Source organism: Erwinia mallotivora (assembly GCF_000590885.1).
In the GTDB taxonomy this organism is placed as follows: Bacteria; Pseudomonadota; Gammaproteobacteria; order Enterobacterales; family Enterobacteriaceae; genus Erwinia; species Erwinia mallotivora.
Genome location: NZ_JFHN01000020.1, coordinates 1 through 24868 on the forward strand (window position 1 = coordinate 1; position 24868 = coordinate 24868).

Annotated in this window: 10 protein-coding genes; 6 read left to right on the plus strand and 4 right to left on the minus strand. The window is 51.0% G+C overall.

The features are described from left to right. Positions 1 to 296, plus strand: a 296-nt coding sequence (locus BG55_RS02425; protein WP_034933296.1) for an IS481 family transposase, incomplete at its 5' end; no start/stop codon positions are given. Between the two features lie 50 nt (positions 297 to 346). Here the strand turns inward: BG55_RS02425 and BG55_RS02430 are convergent. Then, positions 347 to 2119 (minus strand): M60 family metallopeptidase, encoded by a 1773-nt coding sequence (locus BG55_RS02430; RefSeq protein WP_034934007.1) that lies wholly within the window; start codon positions 2117 to 2119, stop codon positions 347 to 349. 476 nt (positions 2120 to 2595) lie between these two features. Here BG55_RS02430 and BG55_RS23120 point away from each other — a divergent pair, with 476 nt between their 5' ends. From BG55_RS23120 to BG55_RS02450, 4 genes are all read left to right on the plus strand, one after another. After that, positions 2596 to 3657, plus strand: coding sequence for a putative mucin/carbohydrate-binding domain-containing protein (locus BG55_RS23120; RefSeq protein ID WP_268745045.1), 1062 nt, complete (start codon positions 2596 to 2598; stop codon positions 3655 to 3657). A 411-nt stretch (positions 3658 to 4068) separates the two neighbouring features. Next, positions 4069 to 5448 (plus strand): ATP-dependent RNA helicase DbpA, encoded by a 1380-nt coding sequence (gene dbpA, locus BG55_RS02440; protein ID WP_034934010.1) that lies wholly within the window; start codon positions 4069 to 4071, stop codon positions 5446 to 5448. Positions 5449 to 5849: 401 nt separating this feature from the next. Next, positions 5850 to 13373 carry a Tc toxin subunit A-related protein gene (locus BG55_RS02445; RefSeq protein ID WP_034934011.1) on the plus strand — a complete coding sequence of 2508 codons (7524 nt, stop codon included), beginning with the start codon at positions 5850 to 5852 and terminating at the stop codon, positions 13371 to 13373. 51 nt (positions 13374 to 13424) lie between these two features. After that, entirely contained in the window at positions 13425 to 17717 is a 4293-nt protein-coding gene (locus BG55_RS02450) for a SpvB/TcaC N-terminal domain-containing protein (protein WP_034934013.1), read from the plus strand. Between the two features lie 61 nt (positions 17718 to 17778). Here the strand turns inward: BG55_RS02450 and BG55_RS02455 are convergent, their stop codons facing one another. The 3 genes from BG55_RS02455 to BG55_RS02465 form a co-directional block, all read right to left on the minus strand. Then, positions 17779 to 19251: a pyridoxal phosphate-dependent decarboxylase family protein gene (locus BG55_RS02455; protein WP_034934015.1), complete on the minus strand. Its 1473-nt coding sequence runs from the start codon at positions 19249 to 19251 to the stop codon at positions 17779 to 17781. A 13-nt stretch (positions 19252 to 19264) separates the two neighbouring features. After that, complete coding sequence (locus tag BG55_RS02460) at positions 19265 to 20650, minus strand: diaminobutyrate--2-oxoglutarate transaminase (RefSeq protein WP_034934017.1); 1386 nt, start codon at positions 20648 to 20650, stop codon at positions 19265 to 19267. Positions 20651 to 20938: 288 nt separating this feature from the next. Beyond that, the gene (locus BG55_RS02465; protein ID WP_034934019.1) at positions 20939 to 22402 is read right to left on the minus strand and encodes an anion permease; all 1464 of its coding nucleotides are present in this window, start codon (positions 22400 to 22402) and stop codon (positions 20939 to 20941) included. A 180-nt stretch (positions 22403 to 22582) separates the two neighbouring features. Here BG55_RS02465 and BG55_RS02470 point away from each other — a divergent pair, with 180 nt between their 5' ends. Next, positions 22583 to 24859: a HopW family type III effector protein gene (locus BG55_RS02470; protein ID WP_034934021.1), complete on the plus strand. Its 2277-nt coding sequence runs from the start codon at positions 22583 to 22585 to the stop codon at positions 24857 to 24859. Positions 24860 to 24868: the final 9 nt, after the last annotated feature.

Sequence of the window (24868 nt, forward strand, 5' to 3'; positions counted from 1 at the left end):
AGCTTTATCTGGCAATAAATGATATCGACCACACGAAGACCAAAGCGATGTCGCCGCAGACGAACGGCATCTGCGAACGGTTCCACAGGACGATATTGCAGGAGTTTTATCAGGTAGCATTCCGCAAAAAACTGTATGGCGAACTCGATACATTACAGTCGGATCTTGATGAATGGCTGGTTCACTATAATAATGAACGAACCCATCAGGGGAAAATGTGCTGTGGCCGGACGCCAATGGAAACGTTACTTGATGGAAAACACATCTGGGCTGAGAAAAACTTAAGCCAGATGTAATCTGACAGACACCTGTATAAATAACCGGTAACTGTCAGATCAGGTCTGAGCTAATACACCTGATAGGTATATTTTTTGAAATCAGAAGATGAGAAAACCACCTCATAAAATGAATTTGCAAAAGCTGCATTGGATAATGTCCTTTCCAGCAGTATTTGTTGCGCTTTGATCAGCATAATAACGACATCATAACGGGCTGACAGTTTCTCTGTTTGATGCCATAAAGCATCAAGATATTCCTGTGTGACATTCAGATGCAGTTCTGTCTGATCAGCATTACTGAACAATGCGTCAATTTCTGACTGAAGGTTCATCATATTGACAGATGTTTGTAAAAGAGAATGCTTTTCTCCGTTGAGATGGGCTTCTATTTCAAATATATCATTATCCTGTAATCTGTCATTGCTGTTAAAAATAAAGCTTACGTTACATTTATTTCTGACGATCTGAATTGAGCAATAGTAAGCTTTCCCCGCTTCAATTTTCGCAAGGAAATTGCCATTTTTTTTGATAACGTAATGAAAGGGCACACACCATTCATCGTCAAGGGTAAATCTGACCTCATTACTGTTTAGTACAATATTAGTAATATTTTTTCTTAAATGGATAAGTTCCGGGACATATTTTTTTTCAGGCATATCCAGCGTGTAATAGTGTTGATCGGTGTTCTCCCAAAGCGGTTTCTCCAGAGCAGGGTAATGCTCAAGATATTTTGATGTGGCATTATCGTGCTCGATTCCCCACTTTTCAAAAAACGGGATCATATTAATATTGACAACTTCTGATACGGTGCGTATCAGCAGGCTCTTTTGTTGAGCTGCCGCACTTGTTGCTGGGGTAGTACTCATTAAACGGTAACGCTGATGAAGCTGAGGATAAAACCCCTCGCCGAATGCCAGGCGAAGTTGCCAGAACAGACCCAATTTCATATCGACAGGTGCTGCGTCAAAATCTTTTTTATCCTGCGAAAGAAATTCTCTGATAGCAGGGTAATAATTAGTAAGGGCAGTAACCTGACCAACCATCTTCTCCTGTGACATCAATGAAAAAATATTGACCGTCACTTCGGTCATTCCTGTCCCGCCATTCCATTGCCAGGCGTGTTGCTGACGCTGATGGCCATTTTCGTGCCATATCCCCCAACGGTTATTGGTGCGAAGTAAACGTTGCATCGCTGCCGTGCCAACATAGCCGGTATATTCATTTGCTGCAAACATATAACCACTTGATGCTTCGACATGGAGGTTTCTGTTTGGATCGATTCTGAAATCAGCCTTGCCATTTTTACTTACACCTAAAGTGTCATCCTGTACTTTCAAAAAACTATCAAAATCACGCATTAATTCACTGGCACTCACCACGTTATCTCGCGCGCTTTTAGTACTCACCACCACATCAGCCAGCTCACTTGATAACAGAGCGACAGGGGCACTGAGATTTGTGTTAATTTCCTGTTTCCAGCTGTTTTCCGTGCTGTGGTGAAGTTTGAAGTATGGAATCCTTTGTGGCGAGGAATTAATTTCCACCGTGACCTGGCCATAATCGTTTTTATTCAGAAAGCTCAAAATGCCATTGCCGCGAGACTGAAAAGTGTTAACGCCGCGGTTAAGTGTGTAATACTGACGGCTGTCCATTCCGGGTAAACCGGTTGCTGCTTCTACCAGACCATGATCGTCACCTGAAAGTGTGATACGAACGGTTTGTCCCTGCAATATATAATAGGGTGTCAACTGATGTGCACTGCGTTGCCTGGTTCGCTTATCTTTGGCGGTGTAATTGGCAACTTTTCCAAAGCCATAAATTGTAAAAATTTTATCGCTCATACTTTTTCCTTAATAGGTTAATCTTTTGAACTGACATTACGATGAGAAGGAACTGGGTGATATTTAAATTTAGCCATCTTTTTCATATTTCGTAAAGAGGCATCATGAATGGAATCAGTGCAGCAACATGCTCTAATTAAAATCACTGGCACATATCAGTCAGTGGAAAAAAACGATATCGTTCTTTAATGCATTGAGTTTACTGAGATATGTCCGCAGGAGGATGATTATATTCTTTCATGCAGGTGTTACTATTTAATATCAAATGAGTTAAAAATAGTCAGGCTCTAATTTTTAATCACCAGCAGGCAATAATTAAAATTAACTCAGACAATGTTAAGTGTTATTTTTTACGGATGAATTTATATTTCTGACCATCACAGTGGGATATTTTAATGAACAAAAAACGCGTTACGCCACATCATACTGGCCAGACCGCCAGTACGCATTTTCCGTTATATAATTAGATATTTTTCCTGAGAGGGAGTGAGGACAAAATATTCTCCTCTGTCACTATTGATTTCAAAAAGATGCTGATTTGTATCGAGATAACCGATCAGGAACCACATTCTCTTTTTTCGGGGCAAACCTATGCGGAAATATCCATTTTTAATTCCTCTGGTAGTGAAGTTTTTCGTAAAGTAATACCTGGCTCGAAAACAGCGTTGAGTTATGATGAAATACCTTTTACTACAGATAGTCGTATTGAGATATTTCATCAACAGCCAGGTCGGCTGAATATTACACCGGAATTTGGCGATCTGATCAGTGATGAAAACAAACATATTACTTTAAGCATCACTGCCAGTGGTCTTAAAAATAGCCAACTGAGTAATATTCCTCAAACCACACTTATTGCCTGGATAGACAAAACGGCGGGAGCATTGTTGCAAAACCCTGCGCAGCAGGAATCACAGTATGCCTCAGTTCGTGATGCCATCTTGTTGGCCATTACGTCATTGCCTGACAGGCAGGTCAGTCTGTACTGGGCTAAATATTTTATGTGTCTTCCGGACTATATCAGGCAGGCAGTTGACCCCGAAATTCCGGATGTACCGGATGAACCTGAAATTCCGGATGTACCGGATGAACCTGAAATTCCGGATGTGCCAGACGAACCCGAAATCCCGGATGTACCGGATGAGGCATCGGTCCCTGCGTGGAACAGTCAGAAGGTCTATTCAACGCATGGAGAGCTGGTTTTATATAAAGGAAAGGTCTATCGACAGAACTTTTATTCAGTAAACATGCCGCCCGATGTAAATTCTGCCCCCTGGGGCCAACCCTGGATCTACTTATATGATTACAACATTCCGGATTTGACTCCGGATCCCATCCATCCTGTTCCGGATGTGGATCCTGTCGTGCCGGATGCACCTTTTCCTGCTTGGGAGAGTCAAAAAATTTATTCAACTCATGGCGAGCAGGTTAGCTGGAAGCGTAAAGTTTATCGGCAGAATTTCTACTCCGTTAATATGCCACCCGATCTGCATTCCGCCCCCTGGGGACAACCATGGATTTATTTATATGATTATTGAACAACGTTGGCCAGACGTTGTTCGGGGGATTTATTAATCGCCTGATGATAAAAAAACTGGCGTCATACTACTATTACCCATCCTGCTGATTTCAGATAGCCAACAGGTGATTTGCAGGATGGGAGGATCTGAAAAATGACTACACTACTATTGACCGCTGGTGTTCATCATGGGTAACGCATGGAAACTGAAACTCAAGAAGATATACCCGGCGCTGTTAAATTGCGATACCGTTGCAATAAGGAGTGACATAAATTGTCAATGGAAAGGGTGATAAATAAAACGTATATCTGTTAACCCCTGACGATGTCGTCTGGTTCCGCCATATCACAGTGATCCTGTGATAGCGACCTGCAAAGATTATCTGCTAAAATCGCGGGAATCATTTTCGGTTCTATCAGAGAGTAATTTGTGACCGCATTCGCCAACCTCACTTCACTTCCCGCCAGTCAAATCGCCAACCTGAATGAACTGGGTTACCACCTTATGACCCCTGTTCAGGCCGCGTCCTTACCCGCAATACTGGCAGGGGAGGATGTCCGTGCCCAGGCCAAAACCGGCAGTGGCAAAACGGTAGCTTTTGGCCTGGGGGTGATGCAACAAATTGACGCGACAAACTATTCAACACAGGCGCTGGTCATCTGCCCGACCAGGGAGCTGGCTGAGCAGGTTGCGGAATCATTGCGTCGTCTGGCTCGTTTCACTGCCAATATAAAAATTCTTACTCTTTGTGGCGGTCAACCCGCGGCGGCACAGCGTGACTCTCTGTTACACGCTCCGCACATTGTGGTGGGCACGCCAGGACGTATCGTTGATCACCTTAAGCGTTCAACACTGAAACTGACGCAAATGAAAACGCTGGTACTGGACGAAGCCGACCGGATGCTTGAAATGGGCTTTCGCGAGGAAATCGATACGCTGATCGAGTACTGTCCTGTTAACCGCCAGACGCTGTTGTTTTCTGCCACCTGGCCTCATGATATTAAGCAAATCAGTCAACGTATTCAGCGTGATCCTCAGATTGTAGAAATCGATGTGGCACCGGATTTATCAGATATTGAGCAGCTGTTCTACGAAGTCAATGCGACAGAGAAGCTCAGCGCCCTTACAGGCTTGTTAAGTTTAAGACAACCCTCATCCTGCGTGGTTTTCTGCAATACCAGACGCGAATGTGACGATATTGCGCGTGCCCTCGAAAGTCGGCAGATAAGCGCACTTGCGCTGCATGGCGACCTTGAACAGCGTGAACGTGATCAGGTATTGGTTCGTTTTGCCAACGGCAGTTGTCGCGTTCTGGTGGCCACGGATGTCGCTGCCCGTGGACTGGATGTGAAAATGTTGGCGATGGTGGTGAATTATCAACTCTCATTCGATCCGGAAGTGCACCTGCACCGCATCGGCAGAACCGCACGCGCGGGGGAAAAAGGGGTGGCAGTCAGCTTCGTCGCACCTGATGAAATGGTTCGTGCTGTTGCGCTGGAAGATTTTCTGCAACAAAAAGTGGTATGGAATGATACCGGCTCCCTGAAATCCATCAGACCTCAGTCGCTGTTAGCGGAAATGATAACGTTGATGATCGATGGTGGTAAGAAAGCAAAAATTCGGCCTGGCGATATTCTTGGTGCTCTGACCGGTGAGGCAGGATTAAACGCCGAATCGATCGGGAAAATTTCTGTTACAGCAGCGCATGCTTTCGTGGCTGTTGATGCCGGCAGCGCCAGTCAGGCAATAAAACACTTACAGCGGGTTAAAATTAAAGGTAAAAACTGTCGGGCCAGATTATTAAAATAAATATATTCAAAACTGGCCAGTGCATAACCGGTCAGCATTATCTTATAACGAAAAATTTAAATCACATCACCAATCAGATAATCATATTTTACAAAACCCCGAAGCTGTTCGCATTTGTGGTAACTGCACCACAGTTTTACAAGGCCTGATTTAAAAATACTCCCACAGATTTTTATTACCATGCCACCTCATGCTGAAAAATCATAAAATCCAAATGATATTTAAAATAATTTAATTTACGCTCGTTGCCAATTTTGAAATTTACATTTCAATAATAGCAACTGTTAAATTTCTTTTTTTTGATATTTTGAAGTTTGACAGCAAACGCAGCTGACAGATATGAGTCCATGTTGTTAATTTTCATGGGCAACTGACATATATCCAATTAACAGGTGGACGATATGTATTCCGCAAGTGAAATTCTGAATAAAATCAACAAAAAGAAAGAGGGGGAGAGCGGCATTAAATTCACCCCTGAGAGTGGGATTACCCTTCCTGATATTATGATGCGCTCTTTTTCTGATGTTAAAGAACTGGCTGGCGACAGCCTGACATGGGGAGAAAAAAACTTTATTTATCAGCAGGCGCAGCAGGAACTAAAAAAAAATAAAATGGCAGAATCCCGCATTCTTAGCCGCGCCAACCCACAGTTATCACATGCCATTAAGCTTGGTATCCGCCAGTCATCAATGCTGGGCGGCTACGACCACCTGTTCCCCGCACGTGCCAGCAACTTCGTAATGCCTGGAAGTGTAGCCTCAATGTTTTCACCGGCTGGCTATCTGACCGAACTTTATCGTGAGTCCAGAAACCTTCACCCTGACACCTCAGCGTATCATCTGGATGTGCGTCGCCCGGACCTGGCCTCATTGTCACTGTCACAGAAAAATATGGACGACGAGCTGTCCACTCTTTCCCTGTCGAACGAACTGTTGCTCAACAATATCAAAACGAATGAAAATAAAGATTACAACGAGGTAACAGAGCTACTTGCCACATGGCGTCAGACAGGGAGCACGCCTTACAATCAGGCTTATGAAGCCACCCGGCAGGCTATCTTGTTACAGGATCCTGATTTTACGGTCTTTAGTAAAAATCCGGCCGTAGCGGCAAAAATTGATACTGCCTCATTGCTGAGCATCCAGGCCGATATTTCACCGGAGCTGCTTGATATCCTCACCGAAGAAATCACCGAAGAGAATGCAGACAGCCTGATAATTAAAAACTTCGGTGAAGATAAGGATGTAATGTTATTTCAAAATGTCCGATATCTTGCACGCTACTATGGCCTGACAGATGATGAGACGAGATCGCTACTGGGACTGGTAATTGCAGGCGTGGATGTCGATCCAGACGCACAGCTATATAAATCAAACAAACTGGTGTCACTGTTGAATAACGATGACGGAGAGCTAAGTGCCATCCTGATCAGACGGACTAATGGACACAATGCCTATCAATTTGGCTTTGCAGAACTGGTGCCGATTGATCTGAATAAATATATTTTTAACTTTAGTATTGTAGATAACGCCAGAGCGGGTTCCATGCAGGTTGGGACTCATGGAAAAGGCTCAAGGGATATTTTTAACAGTACATATTACGATGTTCAAAGAGGCGTACCAATCAGCCTGCCGGTTAATTTATCCGATGAGCAGACAAAAAAAACGGTGACTATCAATGTTACCCGTCTGGGCGGAGGGTATTATGCCAGTGTTAACTACGATATCAGTAGTTATCCCTTTAGTGTTTTCCTGCTTAAATTAAACAAGCTTATTCGCCTCTACAAAGCAACTGGCATTGCTTTAAATGATATCCACACCGTTGTTGCAAGCAACAACAATGAGCTTAATATTAATGCGGAGGTACTCAGCCAGCTGTTCAGGGTCAATGCCAGTATGCAAAATTATGGTATTGACGCAGCCAAAGCGCTGGTGCTTTCCGGTTCGTTGATTACCCAGACCACCAGGGAAAGCCACGCCAGCCTTTTCACCCGTCTTTTTAATAATCCGCCGCTAAATAATCAGATGTTCTCTGCTAATGGCACCACCGTCAATCTCAAGCCTGACCAGGTAAGAGATACCTACCGCACGGGGGTGCTCAAGCGAGCCTTCAAAGTCAATGATACGGAATTATACACGTTATGGCTGTTAGCTGGCGGTGAGCAAAATGCATCGAATTTCACCTGCAACATTAACAACCTGTCCAGCCTCTTTCGCGTAAGCCTGCTGGCTGAACTGCATGGCTTAAGCGTAACTGAACTGGCTGCGTTGCTCTCTGTTTCACCTTATGCCACCCAGGCTATCGATATGCTCTCTGCTGCTGATGTAGCCAGACTGATAAGTTTTGTTGATCAGTACACACGCTGGCTGAAGCAGATGAACTGGAGCGTCAGCGACCTGTACCTGATGACCACCGATCGTTACAGCACCACGCTGTCGCCAGACATTGAAAATCTGTTGACGACGCTGAAAAATGGCCTGGCCAACCGGGAACTCAGCGGGATGAATGAAGCCGGGCTTATCAGCGCCGCCGCGCCGTTTATTGCTGCCGCCATGCAGCTTGACTCCGCTCAAATTGCTACAGCCATCCTGACGTGGCTAAGACAGCTTAAACCGCAGGGGCTCTCTTCAGGGGCATTTCTGACTCTGGTAGTTAAAGACAAACGGAGTGAGGCTGAAACCGTTCAACTGGTTTCTTACTGCCAGAAACTGGGACAGTTAACGCTTTTTGTCCGCAAGGCTGCACTTCGTGCGAGTGAACTCTCATGGGTTGTCGATCATCCCACCATCATGACGGAAAAAGCGACCGTCGTGGCGCATGATATTGCCATGCTACGTGACCTGACCTTATTGCATGATGTTCTCTCCCGCTGCGGTGCGAGTGCCTCTGAAATCATCACCTCGCTAAGTGGCAAAGCCGATAATGAAAAAAATAATCTTGCAGTGCGAACGGTAGCATCGGCGCTTAACCTGGATGAGCAGGCGCTGAGCCAGGCGCTGCGACAATGTTCCAGTTACAGGTTTTTTTACAGCTGGATACATTTGCGTGATGCGTTACAGTGGGTGGATGCCGCCACGAGGCTGAGTATCTCGCCAGGCTCACTCGCCAGATTGTTAAATCTGATGCATACCGCGTTGACTCAGCGCTCTGGTTATGCCGATTGGCTAGCCGCAAGTGAAATTATTCAGGCCGGACTCAGCACCCAACAGATGGCGCAGCAGCAGCAGGTGCTTGATGAAGCGCTCAGTACTGCCGCCAGTGGATACGTGATCCAAAAAATTGCGCCATCATGGGTAACCGATCGTGAAAAGCTTTACAGCTGGCTGTTGATTGACAATCAGGTCTCAGCACAGGTCATCACCACCCGTGTGGCAGAAGCCATTGCTGCCATACAGCTTTATGTCAATCGTGCGCTGGCAGGGCAGGAAGATGAAGTGGATTACAGGACCAGGTCGCGCCAGTTCTTTACTGACTGGGACGTCTGTAACAAGCGCTACAGCACCTGGGCCGGGATGTCAGAACTGGTCTATTATCCGGAAAATTACATTGACCCGACGATGCGCCTTGGTCAGACCGGCATGATGGATGAAATGCTACAGTCGCTCAGCCAGAGTCAGCTGACCAGCGATACGGTAGAGGCAGCCTTCAAAACTTATATGACCCGTTTTGAAGAGATTGCCAACCTTGATATTGTTAGTGGCTATCATGACAGCGTCAGCGATCACAGTGGCACAACATATATTATCGGATGTTCTCCGACAGGCGATTATTACTGGCGTTCGGCTGATATCAATAAAATGTCTGACGGTAAGTTACCCGCTAATGCATGGAGTGAGTGGAAAAAGATCGCTGCCGGTATTTCTCCGGTTACAAACCTGGTCCGTCCGGTTGTATTCCAGTCAAGGTTATATGTTGTCTGGGTTGAAAGCCGTGAGGTGGCGACTACGTCGGGAAATACAACATTAAAGTCTGTTGAATATTTATTGAAATATGCCCACATTCAGCATGACAGTACGTGGAGTGCTCCGGTAACCATCACGCCCGGTCAGGATATTCTACCACCAGCGAATGTTGCTATTACTGACACAGGCATCTACTGCGCACAGGATGCAGAGCTGGAGAAGTTATATATCTACTTTTACAAAAAAGAGCGTAGTTACAGCGATATACCCAGGAACATTGTCGGATTAAGTATTTCTGCTGACGGCAGCAGTGAAAATATCACGTCAAATGTGTCAATAGAAACGGCCGGCTATATATATCAACAACTGGATACCACCACAGACGTAAGGCTGAACACACCTTATACGGGCGGCGAAACACGGATTAGTGTATCAGGCGTAACTTCCGATGGCGGTGGCTGGGGATACCAGCAATACACAAATATGTCTGGAAGTTCGTTGTCGAATGTCACAGCGACTGTGTCAGCAGGACATGTTGCCATTAAATTTGATGCCACCGTCCGTATTGTTTTTAATGGATTCCCGGGAAGTCGTTCGCAGACCCAGGTAGATATGATGAAATTGAGTGGCCGTATTGGAGGGGGTTATTATCTACCCACTTCGGTTGATGTCGGAGCCTATGCCAGCTCATACAGGTTTACAACAGAATGTGTCGTAAACAGATCCGCAAATAAAGTCTTTTTTCTGCCTGGCAATGATTATTTGGGTTTAACCATTCTGGGACCGAACCCCCGACCACAACACAGCATTTACTATGCAATCAGCAATCAAAATCCTGCTGCAAGTAATCTTGCTACGCTGGAGGCTTCAGGACTCTGGAGTGGTTCAGACAGCAGGCTCAGTAATTTAACGCAAAATATCCTGGTATGCCGAAGCAATCCTTTTCCGCAGGCCGGGTATGACTTTAAATTCTCTGATTTTGTTTATCTTGATACCAATGTGCGTCAGGAGAATGTGAAGCTTTCTGTTGCAGGTCAAACTATTACGGCCGTTACACGTCCAAAATTTTCTTTTGAAGAAACATTATTTAATTTCAGTAACCATACAGTCTATGTCCCTCTGAATATATTCAATGGTAACTCAGCCCGGATTGATTTCACCGTAGAGGCGAATGCACCTTCGGGAGATAAACAACCACTTGGTAGAGAAGTTCTTAGTCTGACTTTGACCCGGATGACAAGAACATCAGTGCCACTAATTACACTGAATCGTACCAGTACCTATGCCCAATATTTACAGTATGGCGTTCACCGTATCAGGGTAAATACCTTATTTGCAAAACAGCTGGTTGCTCGGGCAAATTCTGGCCTTAATGCCATTCTCTCAATGGAGACTCAACAACTGCTGGAGCCAAAACTCGGCAAGGGTTTCTACGTAGATTTTGTGCTGCCGCCGTATGATGCAAAGGTTCATGGCAACAGCCCTGATTTTACCCTTAATCTCAAGCATGTCGTGGATAACAATGCTCACGTGGTGTATTCCGGTCAGCTGACCGAATCAGAATACAGTGTCAGGTTGTTTGTCCCTTTAGATGAAAAGCCGCTCAACGTAAATTATTGCGCCAAAGTTTTTCTCAGAACCAGGACAGCAGGCGACGGTAGCTGGAAAGGTCCCCACTTTCAATATACTGACAACAGTCAGACGGCTGTCAGAATTAATCCGTCGTCAGATATCAGCATGTTTAACAGCGTCACCATACTGAGTGACACCAGCGAACCGATGGATTTTAGCGGAGCCAATGCGCTTTACTTCTGGGAAATGTTTTATTACGTACCCATGATGGTCTTCAGACGTTATCTCAGCGAAGGGAAATTTACTGAAGCAACGCAATGGATTAAATACATCTGGAGTCCGGAGGGTTACCTGCACAATGACGTTCCCGCACTCTATCAGTGGAACGTGCGCCCGCTTCAGGAAGAGACGACCTGGCATACTAACCCACTGGACTCACTCGACCCTGATGCTGTGGCTCAGGCCGACCCGATGCACTATAAGGTTGCTACCTTTATGTCCTGGCTCGACCTGCTGATTGCTCGTGGTGACAGTGCCTACCGCCAGCTTGAACGAGACACGCTTAATGAAGCCAAAATGTGGTACGTCCAGGCGCTGGAGCTTCTTGGCGAGAAGCCTCATCTGCCGTCGGCAGTAAGCTGGAGCAGCCCCACGTTGCGCGATGCGGCTGATGAAACCATCCAGACGCTGGTCCAGCAGCGGTTGTTGAGCGTGCGCCAGCAGGTTGTTTCTGGTCAACTGTTTAGCGCCAACTCGCTGACCAGTCTTTTTCTGCCACAGCAGAATGAAAGACTGGCAGAATACTGGCAGACCCTGGCACAGCGGCTCTACAACCTGCGCCATAATCTGTCCATCGACGGTAATCCTCTGTCGCTTTCCATCTATGCGACACCTGCCGACCCGGCGGCGTTACTCAGCGCTGCGGTGAGAGCCTCGCAGGGTGGCACCAGCCTGCCAGCCTCTGTGATGCCTGCGTACCGATTCCCGGTCATTCTGGAAAGCTCGCGGGCAATGGTGAGCCAGCTGAGCCAGTTCGGCACCACACTGCTTGCTATTACCGAACGTCAGGATGCCGAGGCGCTCTCTGAATTATTACAAAATCAGGGCAGTGAATTAATCCTGCAAAGTATTGCCATGCAGAGTCAACATATCGCTGAAATTGATGCCGACCGGGCCACGTTGCAGGAGAGTCTGAGAAGCGCACAGTCGCGCCTTGACAGCTACTCCAGGCTGTATGACGAAAACATCAACACCGGCGAGAAGCGGGCGATGGATCTGTATCTGAGCTCTTCCGTCATCACCGCCAGCGCGACAGCAATGCATATGGCTGGCGCTGCGCTGGAAATGGTTCCCAATATTTATGGTATGGCGGTGGGGGGCGCGCGCTATGGTGCGCTGATCAACGCAGCAGCCCTCGGTCTTCAGATAAGCGGCGATGCCTCAAATATTACTGCTGAGCGTATCAGTCAGTCAGAAGTTTACCGCCGCCGCCGCCAGGAGTGGGAAATGCAGCGCAATGAGGCAGAGTCTGATGTGAAGCAGATTGATGCTCAACTGGAGGCGCTGGCGATACGTCACGAAGCAGCCGTGTTGCAAAAAACATATCTGACCACGCAACAGAGCCAGATGCAGGCGCAGATGATCTTCCTTCAGAATCGTTTTACCAGTACGGCACTTTACAACTGGTTGCGCGGCAAGCTGGCAGCCATTTACTACCAGTTTTATGACCTGACGGTTTCGCGCTGTCTGATGGCTGAAGAAGCGTACAAGTGGACGTTTAATCACGCGGCGGCCTTCATTCGTCCCGGGGCATGGCAGGGAGCCTGGGGAGGACTGATGGCCGGAGAAAACCTGATGCTCAATCTGGCTCAGATGGAGCAGGCTTATCTGCAGAGAGACGAACGACAGAAAGAGGTTACGCGGACAGTCTGTCTGTCGGAAGTCTATGCTGCGCTCTCCTCAAATGCCTTTGTTCTCGCTGATGAACTGACATCTCTGGTTACAACCAGTAAGAGCCACGCAGGTGTGACGGGGAACGGACTGACCGCCACTACAGATAAGCAGCTACAGGCAACACTGACGCTCTCAGACCTCAAGATTGGCAATGACTATCCGGCCTCGCTGGGTGCCACAAGGCGCATTAAACAAATCAGCGTCACCTTGCCAGCACTGACCGGACCTTATCAGGATGTGCAGGCGGTCCTGAGCTACGGCGGCGATGTCGTGATGCCGCGTGGATGTGAGGCTTTAGCCGTGTCGCACGGCATTAATGACAGCGGCCAGTTTCAGTTGGACTTCAGTGATGGTCGCTGGCTGCCGTTCGAGGGGATTCCGGTAGATAATTCCGGCGTCCTTACCCTGAGCTTCCCGATGGCAGACGATAAGCAAAAAGCGCTGTTACTTACGCTGACGGATATCATCCTGCACATTCGTTACACCATCGTCAGTTGACACCATTTTTGTTTTATCAGGCTCCTGCAAGGGAGCCTGTGGGAGCTCATTATGCAAAATTCAGACAGCTTAAAGCTGGAAGCACCATCGCTACCAAAGGGGGGCGGTGCGATAACTGGCCTGAAAGGCGATATTGCCCCCGCAGGACCTGACGGTGCAGCCACGCTAAGCCTGGCGCTGCCGATCTCTGCCGGAAGGGGTTATGCACCTTCGCTGACGCTCAGTTATCACAGCAGAAACGGTAATGGCCCCTTTGGTATCGGCTGGAATATCAGCCTGCCTGCCATACGTCGTCGTATCCATAATGGCGTGCCGGAGTATGATGAATCAGATCAATTTACCGGCCCTGATGGTGAGGTACTGGTGCCAGAGCTGACGGCGAAAGGGACCGCCAAAACCCGCACAGCGAGATCACTATCCGGCATTGACCTGCCCGGTATCCACCGGGTGGATACGTATCGGTCACGCCTGGAAAGTGACTTCAGCCGGCTTGAACACTGGCTGCCAGAAGAGAGTACTGGCGCTGACTTTTGGGTGATCTACAGCCCGGATGGTCAGGTCCATCTGATGGGGTACAGCCCGCAGACGCGCTTGTATGACCCTGAAAATACCGTTCGGACTGCGGTCTGGCTGTTGGCGTCCTCCGTGTCGATGACCGGCGAGCAGATTTATTATCAGTATCGTGCTGAGGATAATATCGGCTGCGAAGAGGACGAAAATACGGCACACCCGCACGCCACTGCACAGCGTTATCTGGTGGCGGCCTGGTACGGAAACCGCAAGGCCGGGCGTTTCTTACCGGGTACTGGCGAGGAACCTGTAGCCGGAGACTGGCTGTTTGTGGTGGTACTGGATTATGGCGAACGCGAAGCAGACTCTGCGGTAGCGACAGACTGGATCGCTCCCGGCAAGGGCAACTGGCATTGTCGCCAGGATCGATTTTCTGGCTATCAATACGGATTCGATCTGCGTACCCGTCGCCTGTGCCGTCAGGTACTGATGTATCACGCGGTAACAGCGTTGGATGGAATGGAAAAAACCGGCGATGAACCCCAACTTGTTACCCGTCTCTTGCTGGATTATGACCAGTCACCGTCGGTTACCACCCTCAAAAACGTGCGTCAGATTGCGTATGAAGTGGACAGCAGGCAGTGTGAGATGCCGCCACTGACGTTCGACTGGCAACGCTTCACCCCCCCGCTGGCGGGTAGGGTAGAGTGGCAGCAACGTGATGACCTGGCAAAAATGAATCTGTTGCAACCGTATCAGATGGTTGATCTGGATGGCGAAGGCGTGGCGGGTATCCTCTATCAGGATAATGGTGCCTGGTGGTATCGCGCTCCAATACGCAAACCTGATGCTGAAGCTGATGCGGTCACCTGGGATAAGGCGCGGAAGCTGCCCACCACTCCCTCCCTGCGGGGAGATGGCATTCTGGCCGACCTGAACGGTGATGGTTATCTGGAGTGGATGGTAACGTCACCGGGCTTTGCGGGAAGTTATCACCGCACGCCAGAGCGGGACTGGCAACACTTTGCTCCACTTTCAGCATTGCCAGTGGAATATGCTCATCCGCAGATACAACTGGCAGATATTACCGGTAATGGCCTTGCGGATCTGGTACTTATCGGACCCAAAAGCCTGAAACTTTATACCGGAAATGGCAACGGCTGGGAAAAAGCGCAGACGATCATACTGTCGCCTGACATTACGCTGCCGGTGCCAGACTCGAACGCCCGTGTGATGGTGGCCTTCAGTGATATGGCTGGCAGCGGGCAGCAACAACTGACGGAGATACGTGCAGAAGGCGTTCGCTACTGGCCGAATCTGGGGCATGGCCGTTTTGGCGCGCCTGTCTGCATGGCTGGTTTCAGTCAGCCTGTAGCCAGTTTCAATCCGGACCAGTTATACATGGCGGATACAGACGGTTCGGGCACCACCGATTTGATTTACACCTTCAGCGATCATCTTCTGCTGTACCGCAACCAGAGTGGTAATCACTTTGCCGAACCCTTTACCGTCCGTCTGCCGGCAGGTGTGCGCTATGACCGCACCTGTAGCCTTCAGCTGGCAGATGTACAGGGTCTGGGCATCTCAAGCCTGTTACTGACCGTTCCGCATCCGGTTCCGCGCCACTGGATATGTCACCTGTCGGACAGGAAACCATGGTTGCTGAATCAGCAGAACAATAACATGGGTGCCAGGCAAAGCCTGGATTACCGCAGCTCGGCACAGTTCTGGCTTGATCAAAAGGCGGATGCCGCAGCGGCCGGAAAACCGACGCCTGTCAGCTACCTGCCGCTGGTATTGCATACACTGTGCCGAACCACCACTGAGGATGAAATAACCGGAAACCGTCTGGTCAGCAGGGTCAGCTACCGGCACGGCGTATGGGATGGTCTGGAGGGTGAGTTTCGCGGGTTTGGTTCGGTGGTCGTCATTGATACGGACACGGTTGCCAGTCAGGGGACGGCTGAAGAGATCACCCTGCCTGCCATCAGCCGTAACTGGTATGCCACCGGTTTGCCCGCAGTTGATCAACATCTGTCGGATGAATACTGGCGTGGCGATGTAGCCGCCTTTCCCGACTTTACTCCGCGCTTTACCACCGGTCACAGCGATGATGAGCGGGTGTACGTGCCAGATGAAAGCACCATTTTCTGGCTGAACCGTGGCGTTAAAGGTCAGCTGCTGCGCAGTGAATTATATGGTGCTGATGGCAGCCAGCAGGCGGAAGTACCTTATCTGATTAATGAAATGCGCCCCCGGGTGCGTCTGGTGGAGGCAGCAGGGGATTACCCTGTGGTCTGGACTTCCGTGGTGGAAAGCCGCAGTTGGACATACGAACGGATCAGCAGCGATCCACAGTGTAGTCAGCAGGTGCTTTTAACCAGTGATGAATACGGCCAGCCTTTGCGCAGGATAAACATCAACTATCCGCGTCGCAGTAAGCCGCAGAGCAATCCTTATCCGGACACACTGCCTGATACCCTGTTCGCCAGCAGCTATGACCCGCAGCAACAGGTGCTTTATCTCTCGCTTGAGCAGAACCGCTGGCACAATCTGACCTTGCCGGAAGAGGGAATCTGGTTGCCAGGTGTGGCTGACGCCACACGTAGCGATACGTTCGTCCATACTGCCGGCGTTGCTGGCCGCGGCCTGACCCTTGAATACCTGCTGAGCAATGACAGCCTTGTTGCTGAAGGGCAGCCATATACCTTCACCGGCCAGCAGCAAATCTGGTATCTGGATGGCAGGGGCGAAGCGACGACCGACACTCCCGCTTTTCCGCCCCGGGTGGCCTTTATCGAAACGGCGGTACTGGACGAAAAAATGGTCAGCGCCCTGTCAGCCACGCTGACTGACGATACCCTGGCAAAGGCGGGCTATAGCGCTGCGGCGTATCTTTTCCCGCGCAGGGGGGAAGCAACCGCAAGGCTTCAGACGGCCCGACGAAGCTATACAACCTATGCCGCCGCCGAACACTTTTACCTGCCTGTAAGCCAGAGGGATACCCTGCTGACGGGTGCGGTAACCGTGACGCGCGATGTGCATAACTGTGTGATAATCCGCATGCAGGATGCTGCCGGGCTGACCACCACAGCTGAGTATGACTGGCGATTTCTGACTCCGGTCAGGGTAACGGATGTTAATGACAACGTGCATTTGATTACCCTGGATGCGCATGGTCGGGTCACCAGTCTGCGTTTCAGCGGCACGGAAGGAGGGCACCTGACAGGCTACAGTAATGCGACGATGGCGATGCCGGCTACGGCTGAAGAAGCGCTTGCGCTGAAATCGCCACTGCCGGTGGCACAATACCAGGCGTATGTGCTGGACAGTTGGATGCAACAAGGTGCTGAGAAGCAACCCCCTCATGTGGTGACGCTCTCTACCGATCGTTATGACAGCGATCCGCAGCAGCAGATCCGTCAGCAGGTGGTGTTCAGCGACGGTTTTGGTCGTGTGCTTCAGACAGCTGCCCGGCAGTCGAATGGCGAAGCGTGGCAGCGAACAGCCAGTGGCTCACTGGCCGTCGGGCCGGATGGGGTGCCGGTCATCAGCCATACGTCGTTTCGCTGGGCGGTCTCCGGGCGTACCGAGTATGACAATAAGGGCCAGGTTGTCCGAACCTATCAGCCTTATTTCCTCAATGACTGGAAGTACATCAGTGACGACAGTGCCCGTCGCGATTTATTTGCTGACACGCATTATTATGATCCGATCGGACGTGAAAGGCAGGTGGTAACGGCCAAAGGCTGGCTGCGCAGGACGTTATTCACCCCCTGGTTTGTGGTCAGCGAGGATGAAAATGATACGGCAGCGGAAAGGAGCACTGTCTGAGAGGCTGAAGCAGAAATGCCGGTTGAGAACCGGCATTTCTGTTAACAATGGGGCAGAGATATCACGCTTGCGGAAGCTGTGCGGCGGTACTTTCAACCAGTGAAAGCAACACTTTAATGTCGTCCAGGGTGACCGTGGGGTTCAGCAGGGTCAGCTTAAGGCAGGTAACGCCGTTGTGCTCGGTCACGCCGACGTTCGCCTTGCCGGAATCCAACAGCGCATCACCGATTCTCTGATTCAGCATGGCAACGGCAGCCTCACCGCTGTCGGTCAGCTGCGCCGGAGCATAGCGGAACAATACGCTGGCCAGCTGCGGCTGCATCACCAGTTGCAGGGCAGAGTGGTCAGAGACATACCCGGCAACCTGTTGTGCCAGGCTGACACCGTGATCGATAATCTCTGCATACTGTTTCTGGCCCAGCGCCTCCAGTCCCATCCACAGTTTCAGTGCGTCGAAACGGCGGGTGGTTTGCAGCGATTTGGACACCAGATTAGGCACGCCATGCGCTTCATCAAATTCTGAATTCAGATAGGCAGCCTGATAGCGCATCAGCTCATAGTGACGGGCTTCTTTTAACAGAAAAGCACCGCAGCTGATGGTCTGAAAGAACTGCTTATGGAAGTCCAGCGTAATGGAGTCCACCAGCTCAATACCGTCCAGATAGTGGCGGTACTGCTCTGACAGCAACAGTGCGCCGCCCCAGGCGGCGTCAACGTGCAGCCAGATATGGTGTTTTGCAGCCAGTGCCGCAATGTCGCGCAGCGGATCGATAGCGCCCGCGTCGGTGGTCCCGGCGGTCGCAACGATGGCGAGGATCTGTTCGCCACGCGCCTGCGCCTGAGCCACTTTCTCCGCCAGATCGTTGACATCCATGCGGGCACAGCTGTCCGTTTTCACCAGCGTCACTGACTGATAGCCGAGGCCCATCAGCGCCATATTTTTTTGCACTGAGAAGTGGGCATTTTCAGAGCACATCACGCGGATTTTTTTCAGGTCGCCTGGCAATCCATCCTGCTGAACGGAGTGCCCCTGACGGGCAAAGAAGGCATCACGCGCCAGCATCAGGCCCATCAGGTTACTCTGAGTGCCACCGCTGGTGAACACTCCGGCGTCACCCGCCTGATAACCCACCTGGGTACGCAGCCATTCAATCAGCTTCATTTCAATAATGGTCGCAGACGGGCTTTGATCCCAGGAGTCCATGCTCTGGTTGGTGGCATTAATCAGTACTTCCGCCGCCTGGCTGATCACCAGGCTTGGGCAGTGCAGGTGCGCCACGCACTGCGGATGGTGTACTGACAGGCTGTCTTTTAAAAAATATTCGACGGCGCGCCCGATGGCGGCCTGGTTGCCCAGGCCCTGCGGGGTGAAATCAAGCCGGATACGCTCACGCAGTTCAGCAACGGATTTGCCCTGATACATCTCAGGTTGTTGCAACCACTGCACCACCGCTTCGCTGGTCTGGGCAATGGCTTGCTGGTAGGCTTCAGTGCTTTGTGCAGAAGCCGCCAGAATCGGGTTAGACCGGGACATCAACTTACTCCACTCAGACGGGCTTAATGCCGGCGGCAATCAGGGCCTGTTCCAGTTTATCCATAAAGATCCCCAGCTCTTCATCGGTGATCAGCAGAGAGGGCAGCAGGCGCAGTACGTTACCGTTGCGGCCGCCACGCTCAAGGATCAGCCCGGCTTCAAAGCATTTTTTCTGCAACAGCGCAGAAAGTTCCGGATCGCCAGGATAGCTTCCCAGGTGATCGGCGGCTTCATGAGGTTTGACAATTTCAATGCCGATCATCAGCCCCAGACCACGTACGTGGCCCAGCACCGGGAAGCGTTTCTGCATCTCATTAAGTCTGCCTTTCAGCCATTCGCCCTGAGCAGCCACTTTATCGGCAATGTTATTGTCCTTCAGGTACTTCAGAGTGGTCAGGCCGGTAGCCATCGCCAGCTGATTGCCGCGGAAGGTGCCGGTGTGATGACCCGGAGACCAGACGTCGATCTCTTTTTTGATCCCCAGTACGGCCAGTGGCAGGCTGCCACCCACGGCTTTGGACATCACAATAATGTCTGGTTCGATACCGGCGTGTTCAAAGGCGAACTGTTTACCAGTCCGGCAGAAGCCCGCCTGTACCTCATCAAGGATCAGCACGATACCGTGCTCACGGGTGACTTTACGAATCCGTTGCAGCCATTCCGCCGGGGCCGGGTTGGCTCCGCCTTCACCCTGTAGCGCTTCAAGGATCACCGCCGCAGGCTTACGTACGCCGCTCTCCACATCGTTGATCAGATTTTCGAAATAGTAAGCCAGGGCTTTCACCCCCGCGTCGCCACCGATACCCAGCGGGCAACGGTACTGATGCGGATAAGGCATAAACTGCACTTCAGGCATCATGCCGTCGACGGCTTCTTTAGGCCCCAGATTACCGGTTACCGCCAGCGCACCGTGGGTCATACCGTGGTAGCCGCCGGAGAAGCTGATGACGCCAGAGCGGCCGGTATATTTTTTAGCCAGCTTCAGCGCGGCTTCCACCGCATCGGCTCCGGAAGGCCCGGTGAATTGCAGGCAATACTCCTTGCCCTGGCCGGGTAATAAAGAGAGCAGGTACTCAGAGAAGCGATCTTTCAAAGGCGTGGTCAGGTCAAGAGTATGTAACGGCAAGCCGCTGGTAATGACACTCTGGATGCTTTGCAGTACATCAGGATGGTTATGTCCAAGCGCCAGCGTTCCCGCACCGGCCAGGCAATCAAGATATTGATTATTCTCAACGTCGGTGATCCAGACGCCCTGAGCTTTGGCAATTGCTAACGGCAATTTACGTGGATAGCTTCTGACATTCGACTCGAATTCAGCCTGTCTGGCTAAATAGGATTCGTTGTTACCATTTGAGGAAATCGCACCTAAAGTATCAATACGGACTTTATCCGTCATCATATCTCTCCTACAACCGCGGGTTGTCACTAACGCCGCAGTTGAATAAATGAATTAGTAGAACTGCCCATGTAAAAAAGCGCGCCCAATATATGGCTTTTCACTCTGCATCTCAATGATTAATTTTGTTCAGAAAATCTTATATTTTTATGATAGTAATCAATGTGTTGCTGGGTAAATAACCAAAGATCTCGTCCACACTGAAATAGCTGGTTATTAATAAGGCACAAAAAGTGATTCATTGTGGGGAAATGACAGCGGAGCGGCGGTAAACAGGCCGCTCAGCGTATCTCAAGACCAGACAGCCAGCACAGGCCAGCCAACCAGCAACAGGATGCTGATGAAAATCACTCCAAAGATGGCCCCCAGTCGCCAGTAATCCTTTGATTTTACATAGCCACAGCCATAAATAATCACCCCGGGGCCGGTTGCGTAAGGCGTCAGGCAACCCATAATGCCAATCGATAACACCAGCAACAGGCTGAGATGTTCCACTGGCACGCCGGGGATACTTTTGCCCAGCGCCAGAATAACCGGCAACAGGGTGGCAGTATGGGCAGAGAGGCTGGCAAACAGGTAATGGGAAAAGTAGAACACCAGTACCAGCACGATGACGGTTCCCTGGGGGGAAAAACCTTCCAGATGTCGGCTCATGGTGGCAGAAAACCAGTCAATAAATCCGGAACGGGTCAGGCCATTTGCCATCACCACCAGCGTGGCCAGGTTGACCAGCGTATTCCAGGCGCTGCTGTAGCGGGTTACCTCTTTCCAGGGCACCACGCGCAGGGCCAGCATTAATGCCACGGCCAGCAGGGCAACGGCGGTGGCACTGATAAGCTTGCCGCCCAGCACCCACAGCGCCAGGCTGAGCAGCACCAGACCAATCAGGGTTATCTCTTTGTGGGTGAGCCGTCCAAGGCTTTTCAGTTCCTCAGCAGCCCAGGCCGCGACTTCCGTACTCTGTGTGATCCCCGGTTTATACAACAGCCAGACCAGTGCGGGCGAGACGAGCAGTAAAATGATCCCCACAGGCAGAAAAGCCAGAAACCAGTGCAGCCAGCTGATATGGACACCGGCCACTTTGCTGGCAAACTCCAGGCCGAGCACATTGGGTGCCGCGCCGGTGACAAACATCGAGGAGCTGATGCTGGTGCCAATTACCATCATCCACATCAGGTAACCGCCAATGCGGCGGGAAGAGGGATCGTTGGGATAAGAGTTAAACAGCGGCGGCAGATTTTTAATCACCGGAAAGACAGTACCGCCGGTGCGGGCGGTGTTGGAGGGCGTAAAGGGGGCCAGCAGGATATCGATAATCACAATGGCATAGCCGAGGGTCAGCGTGCGCTTACCCATAAATTTGACCAGAAAGAGCGCGATACGACGCCCCAGCCCGCTCACCTCATAGCCCAGCGCGAAGATAAACGCGCCAAACACCAGCCATACCGTCGGGCTGGAAAAACCGGCCAGCCCCCATTTCAGTGCCTGGCTGCTGGCATCAAAATCCGGATTTGCCAGTTCGTCGGCATCAAACAGCAGAAATCTGCCGCCGATAACGCAAAGGGTGACCGCTATGAAACTGATTGCCGTAGCCGGAATGGGCTCCAGAATCATGCCGACAATCATCGCCACAAACACGGCAAAATAGTGCCAGGCCTGGGGTGGCATACCATCAGGTACGGGGATAAGCAACATCACCACGAGGGTCAGTGACGGGATAAGCGATTTTCCTGTTTTCTCTTTTATCAAAGCCATCAGTATTCCTCCATAAATGACAGGCCCGCAGATAGTCACAATCAAAGCAGGGTTTTGTGGTAACAGATTACCTTAACATTCAATCTGTCTGAATCCTTCGGCATTTCACCTGCCAAAGGGAACCTCGCCAGGCACCTGACCACTCAGCCCTCTCTTTCAGGCAAACTATAGGAAAAACTAATGAATCCAGCTCAGATCGCGCGCGCCTCTCACTCCTGTATGCCGATGGTGTCCGGTGGGTCCGGCAGTTCCGGCGTAATTGATAAAAGTGATGCGCAATCTTCGCGGCAGGCACGCACAAGGGCTTTTGTCGCATCTGGCAAACTGAGTACGGCGTTTGGTCGCTCCACCACGGCGTCGGCGCAGGATTGCACCAGCCTGCTGCATACCTTTCAGCGGGAGCTGGAGAAATCGCCCCAGTCATTTCCCGCCATTGCCGAACTGGCAGGTCAGCTGTCAGAGGCGGCGCTCGGTGAGCAGAACGGACACTGGCTGGGCAACGAGCAGCAACAGACGCTGAAAGAGATGATTGACCGCTGTACCAGCCAGCTGGCGCATACCCCGAGGTCACATGCTTCATATAAACCCCTGTCTCAGGCCTGCACCGATCTGACCACGGCACGGATGCAGCAATCAGTCAGCCAGATGGTTGATCAATCACACCAGAAGGTGCAGGGCGTACCGGACCTTCTGGCGTTGATCCATACGGATCCTACTGGCCTGGCCGGGAATTCAGCCGGAATGCCGTCCGGTGCGAAATTCAGCGCTTTTCTCTGCACCGCCAGAGACCGCACTGCTGAGCTGAGCGAAACGCTTCGCAACCACTCCGCCGACGTGACGCCTTTGCTCCAGTCCCATGTCGATACGCTTTTGCATCTGGAAAAGTTGCCGGAAGCCCTGGCGGCATGGACGGAGAGTTGTCGCGATACGCCTGTTCAGCATGACCTGCGCGCCCTGGCAAATGCCGCCGGCGAGTTGACCGCGCAGCTGCGTCAACACGGCCTTCTGCCACCATCGACGCAGGCATCAGGCGAGCCTGGCGAAATGTCAGTGCGCAGTGACGACGGCAATGCGCACCGTCATTTCGGGGGGCTGAGCCAGATGTCTTCAGATGTCTCTTCCAGCGCCTTTGGATCTTTCCGCTCCGAACCGGCGAGGAGCAGCAGAATGACCAGCGATGCAGAAAAAACAGCGGGCCTTTATGCAGAAAAAAAGAGGACAAACTGGACCAAAAGCACCGGCGTTGCCGGTAAGGTCAGCCACAAAATTCAATCGCTGTTGGGAAAACGCGATGTGGAATCCCGTGTGCAGGCATTCGTTTCCTTTATGGCCGATGCAAAAGGAAAGCCGGACGCCACGATGCTCGATCTGGGTGATGGGTGGATGAGGGTATCGCGTCAGATAAAAGGTGAAACGGCGCTGATTGATGTGCAGTGTGACAGCGATGGCAAGGTGCTGGACGCCCGGCATCCCGGTAAATTCCCCTCGCTGCCTGAAGGAAGTGAGCGCGAAGCCTTCGATACGGTGCTTCATGAACTGAAATCGACAGGCGCAGAGGCGTTATCCAAAGTGCCTGTCTACTACGTTAACCGCAATACGCGCGGTTACCTCATTCCCACGCATGGCTATGTGGTTGCCGGACATCCCAACCAGGGACGTAAAAGCGGCGCAGTTTTGTATGGCGTAGGGGGCGATCCCAAGCGTGGCCCGGTGAATATCAATGACAAACTGCTTGCCAAGCTTATCGACAGCGCTGATTCAAAAGCGCCGTTCAGGTTAGCCGCACCTGTTCGTAAAGTGATTTCGCAACTTGCCGGGAAGTCATTCGCCACGCGTGAAGACTTTTATAATGCGTATCGTACCGCCAGGGGGGAGGGTGTCGATCCACAGGAACTGCACAATGAAATTTCTTCGGTATATCGCCATCTGCCAATGACGATGATGGAAATGTGGCCGAAGAAAGCCGGTGATTACCGGGTGGCAAAGCCGCCGGCACCAGAGCGGGATCTTCGCGCATTCGAAAACTTTCCCAAAGACATCGGGCGAAAAGTCACGCTGAAGAAGATAACAGATGTGGACAGCCTTGACCTGCTGGAAGCCAGGCAGCAGTTTACGCTGCATCAGCTTTATCAGGATGAACTGATGGGCCGCGACGGATCAGCCATTCCCTCTGAACACCTGAAGCCGAAAGCCGACGAGGAGAAGCGCCAGCAGTTACAGGATGCCACCCCTAAATTCCAGCGACTGCCGCCGCACAAAACGGACAAGGTCGGCAACTGTAATACCGGGGCATCCTCGCTTCTCCAGCGGGCAGTGGATATCTATACCGAAAAGAATCAGTTACCGGCAAAAAAAGTCAGCGCGGCCAGCAGTTTTGGTATTGGGTCGGGGCATCGGCTTTCCCTGTGGGATCCGCTGACGGGTTCTTCAGCCAAAAAATCGTCTGACGAGAGTTAAACAGCGGGT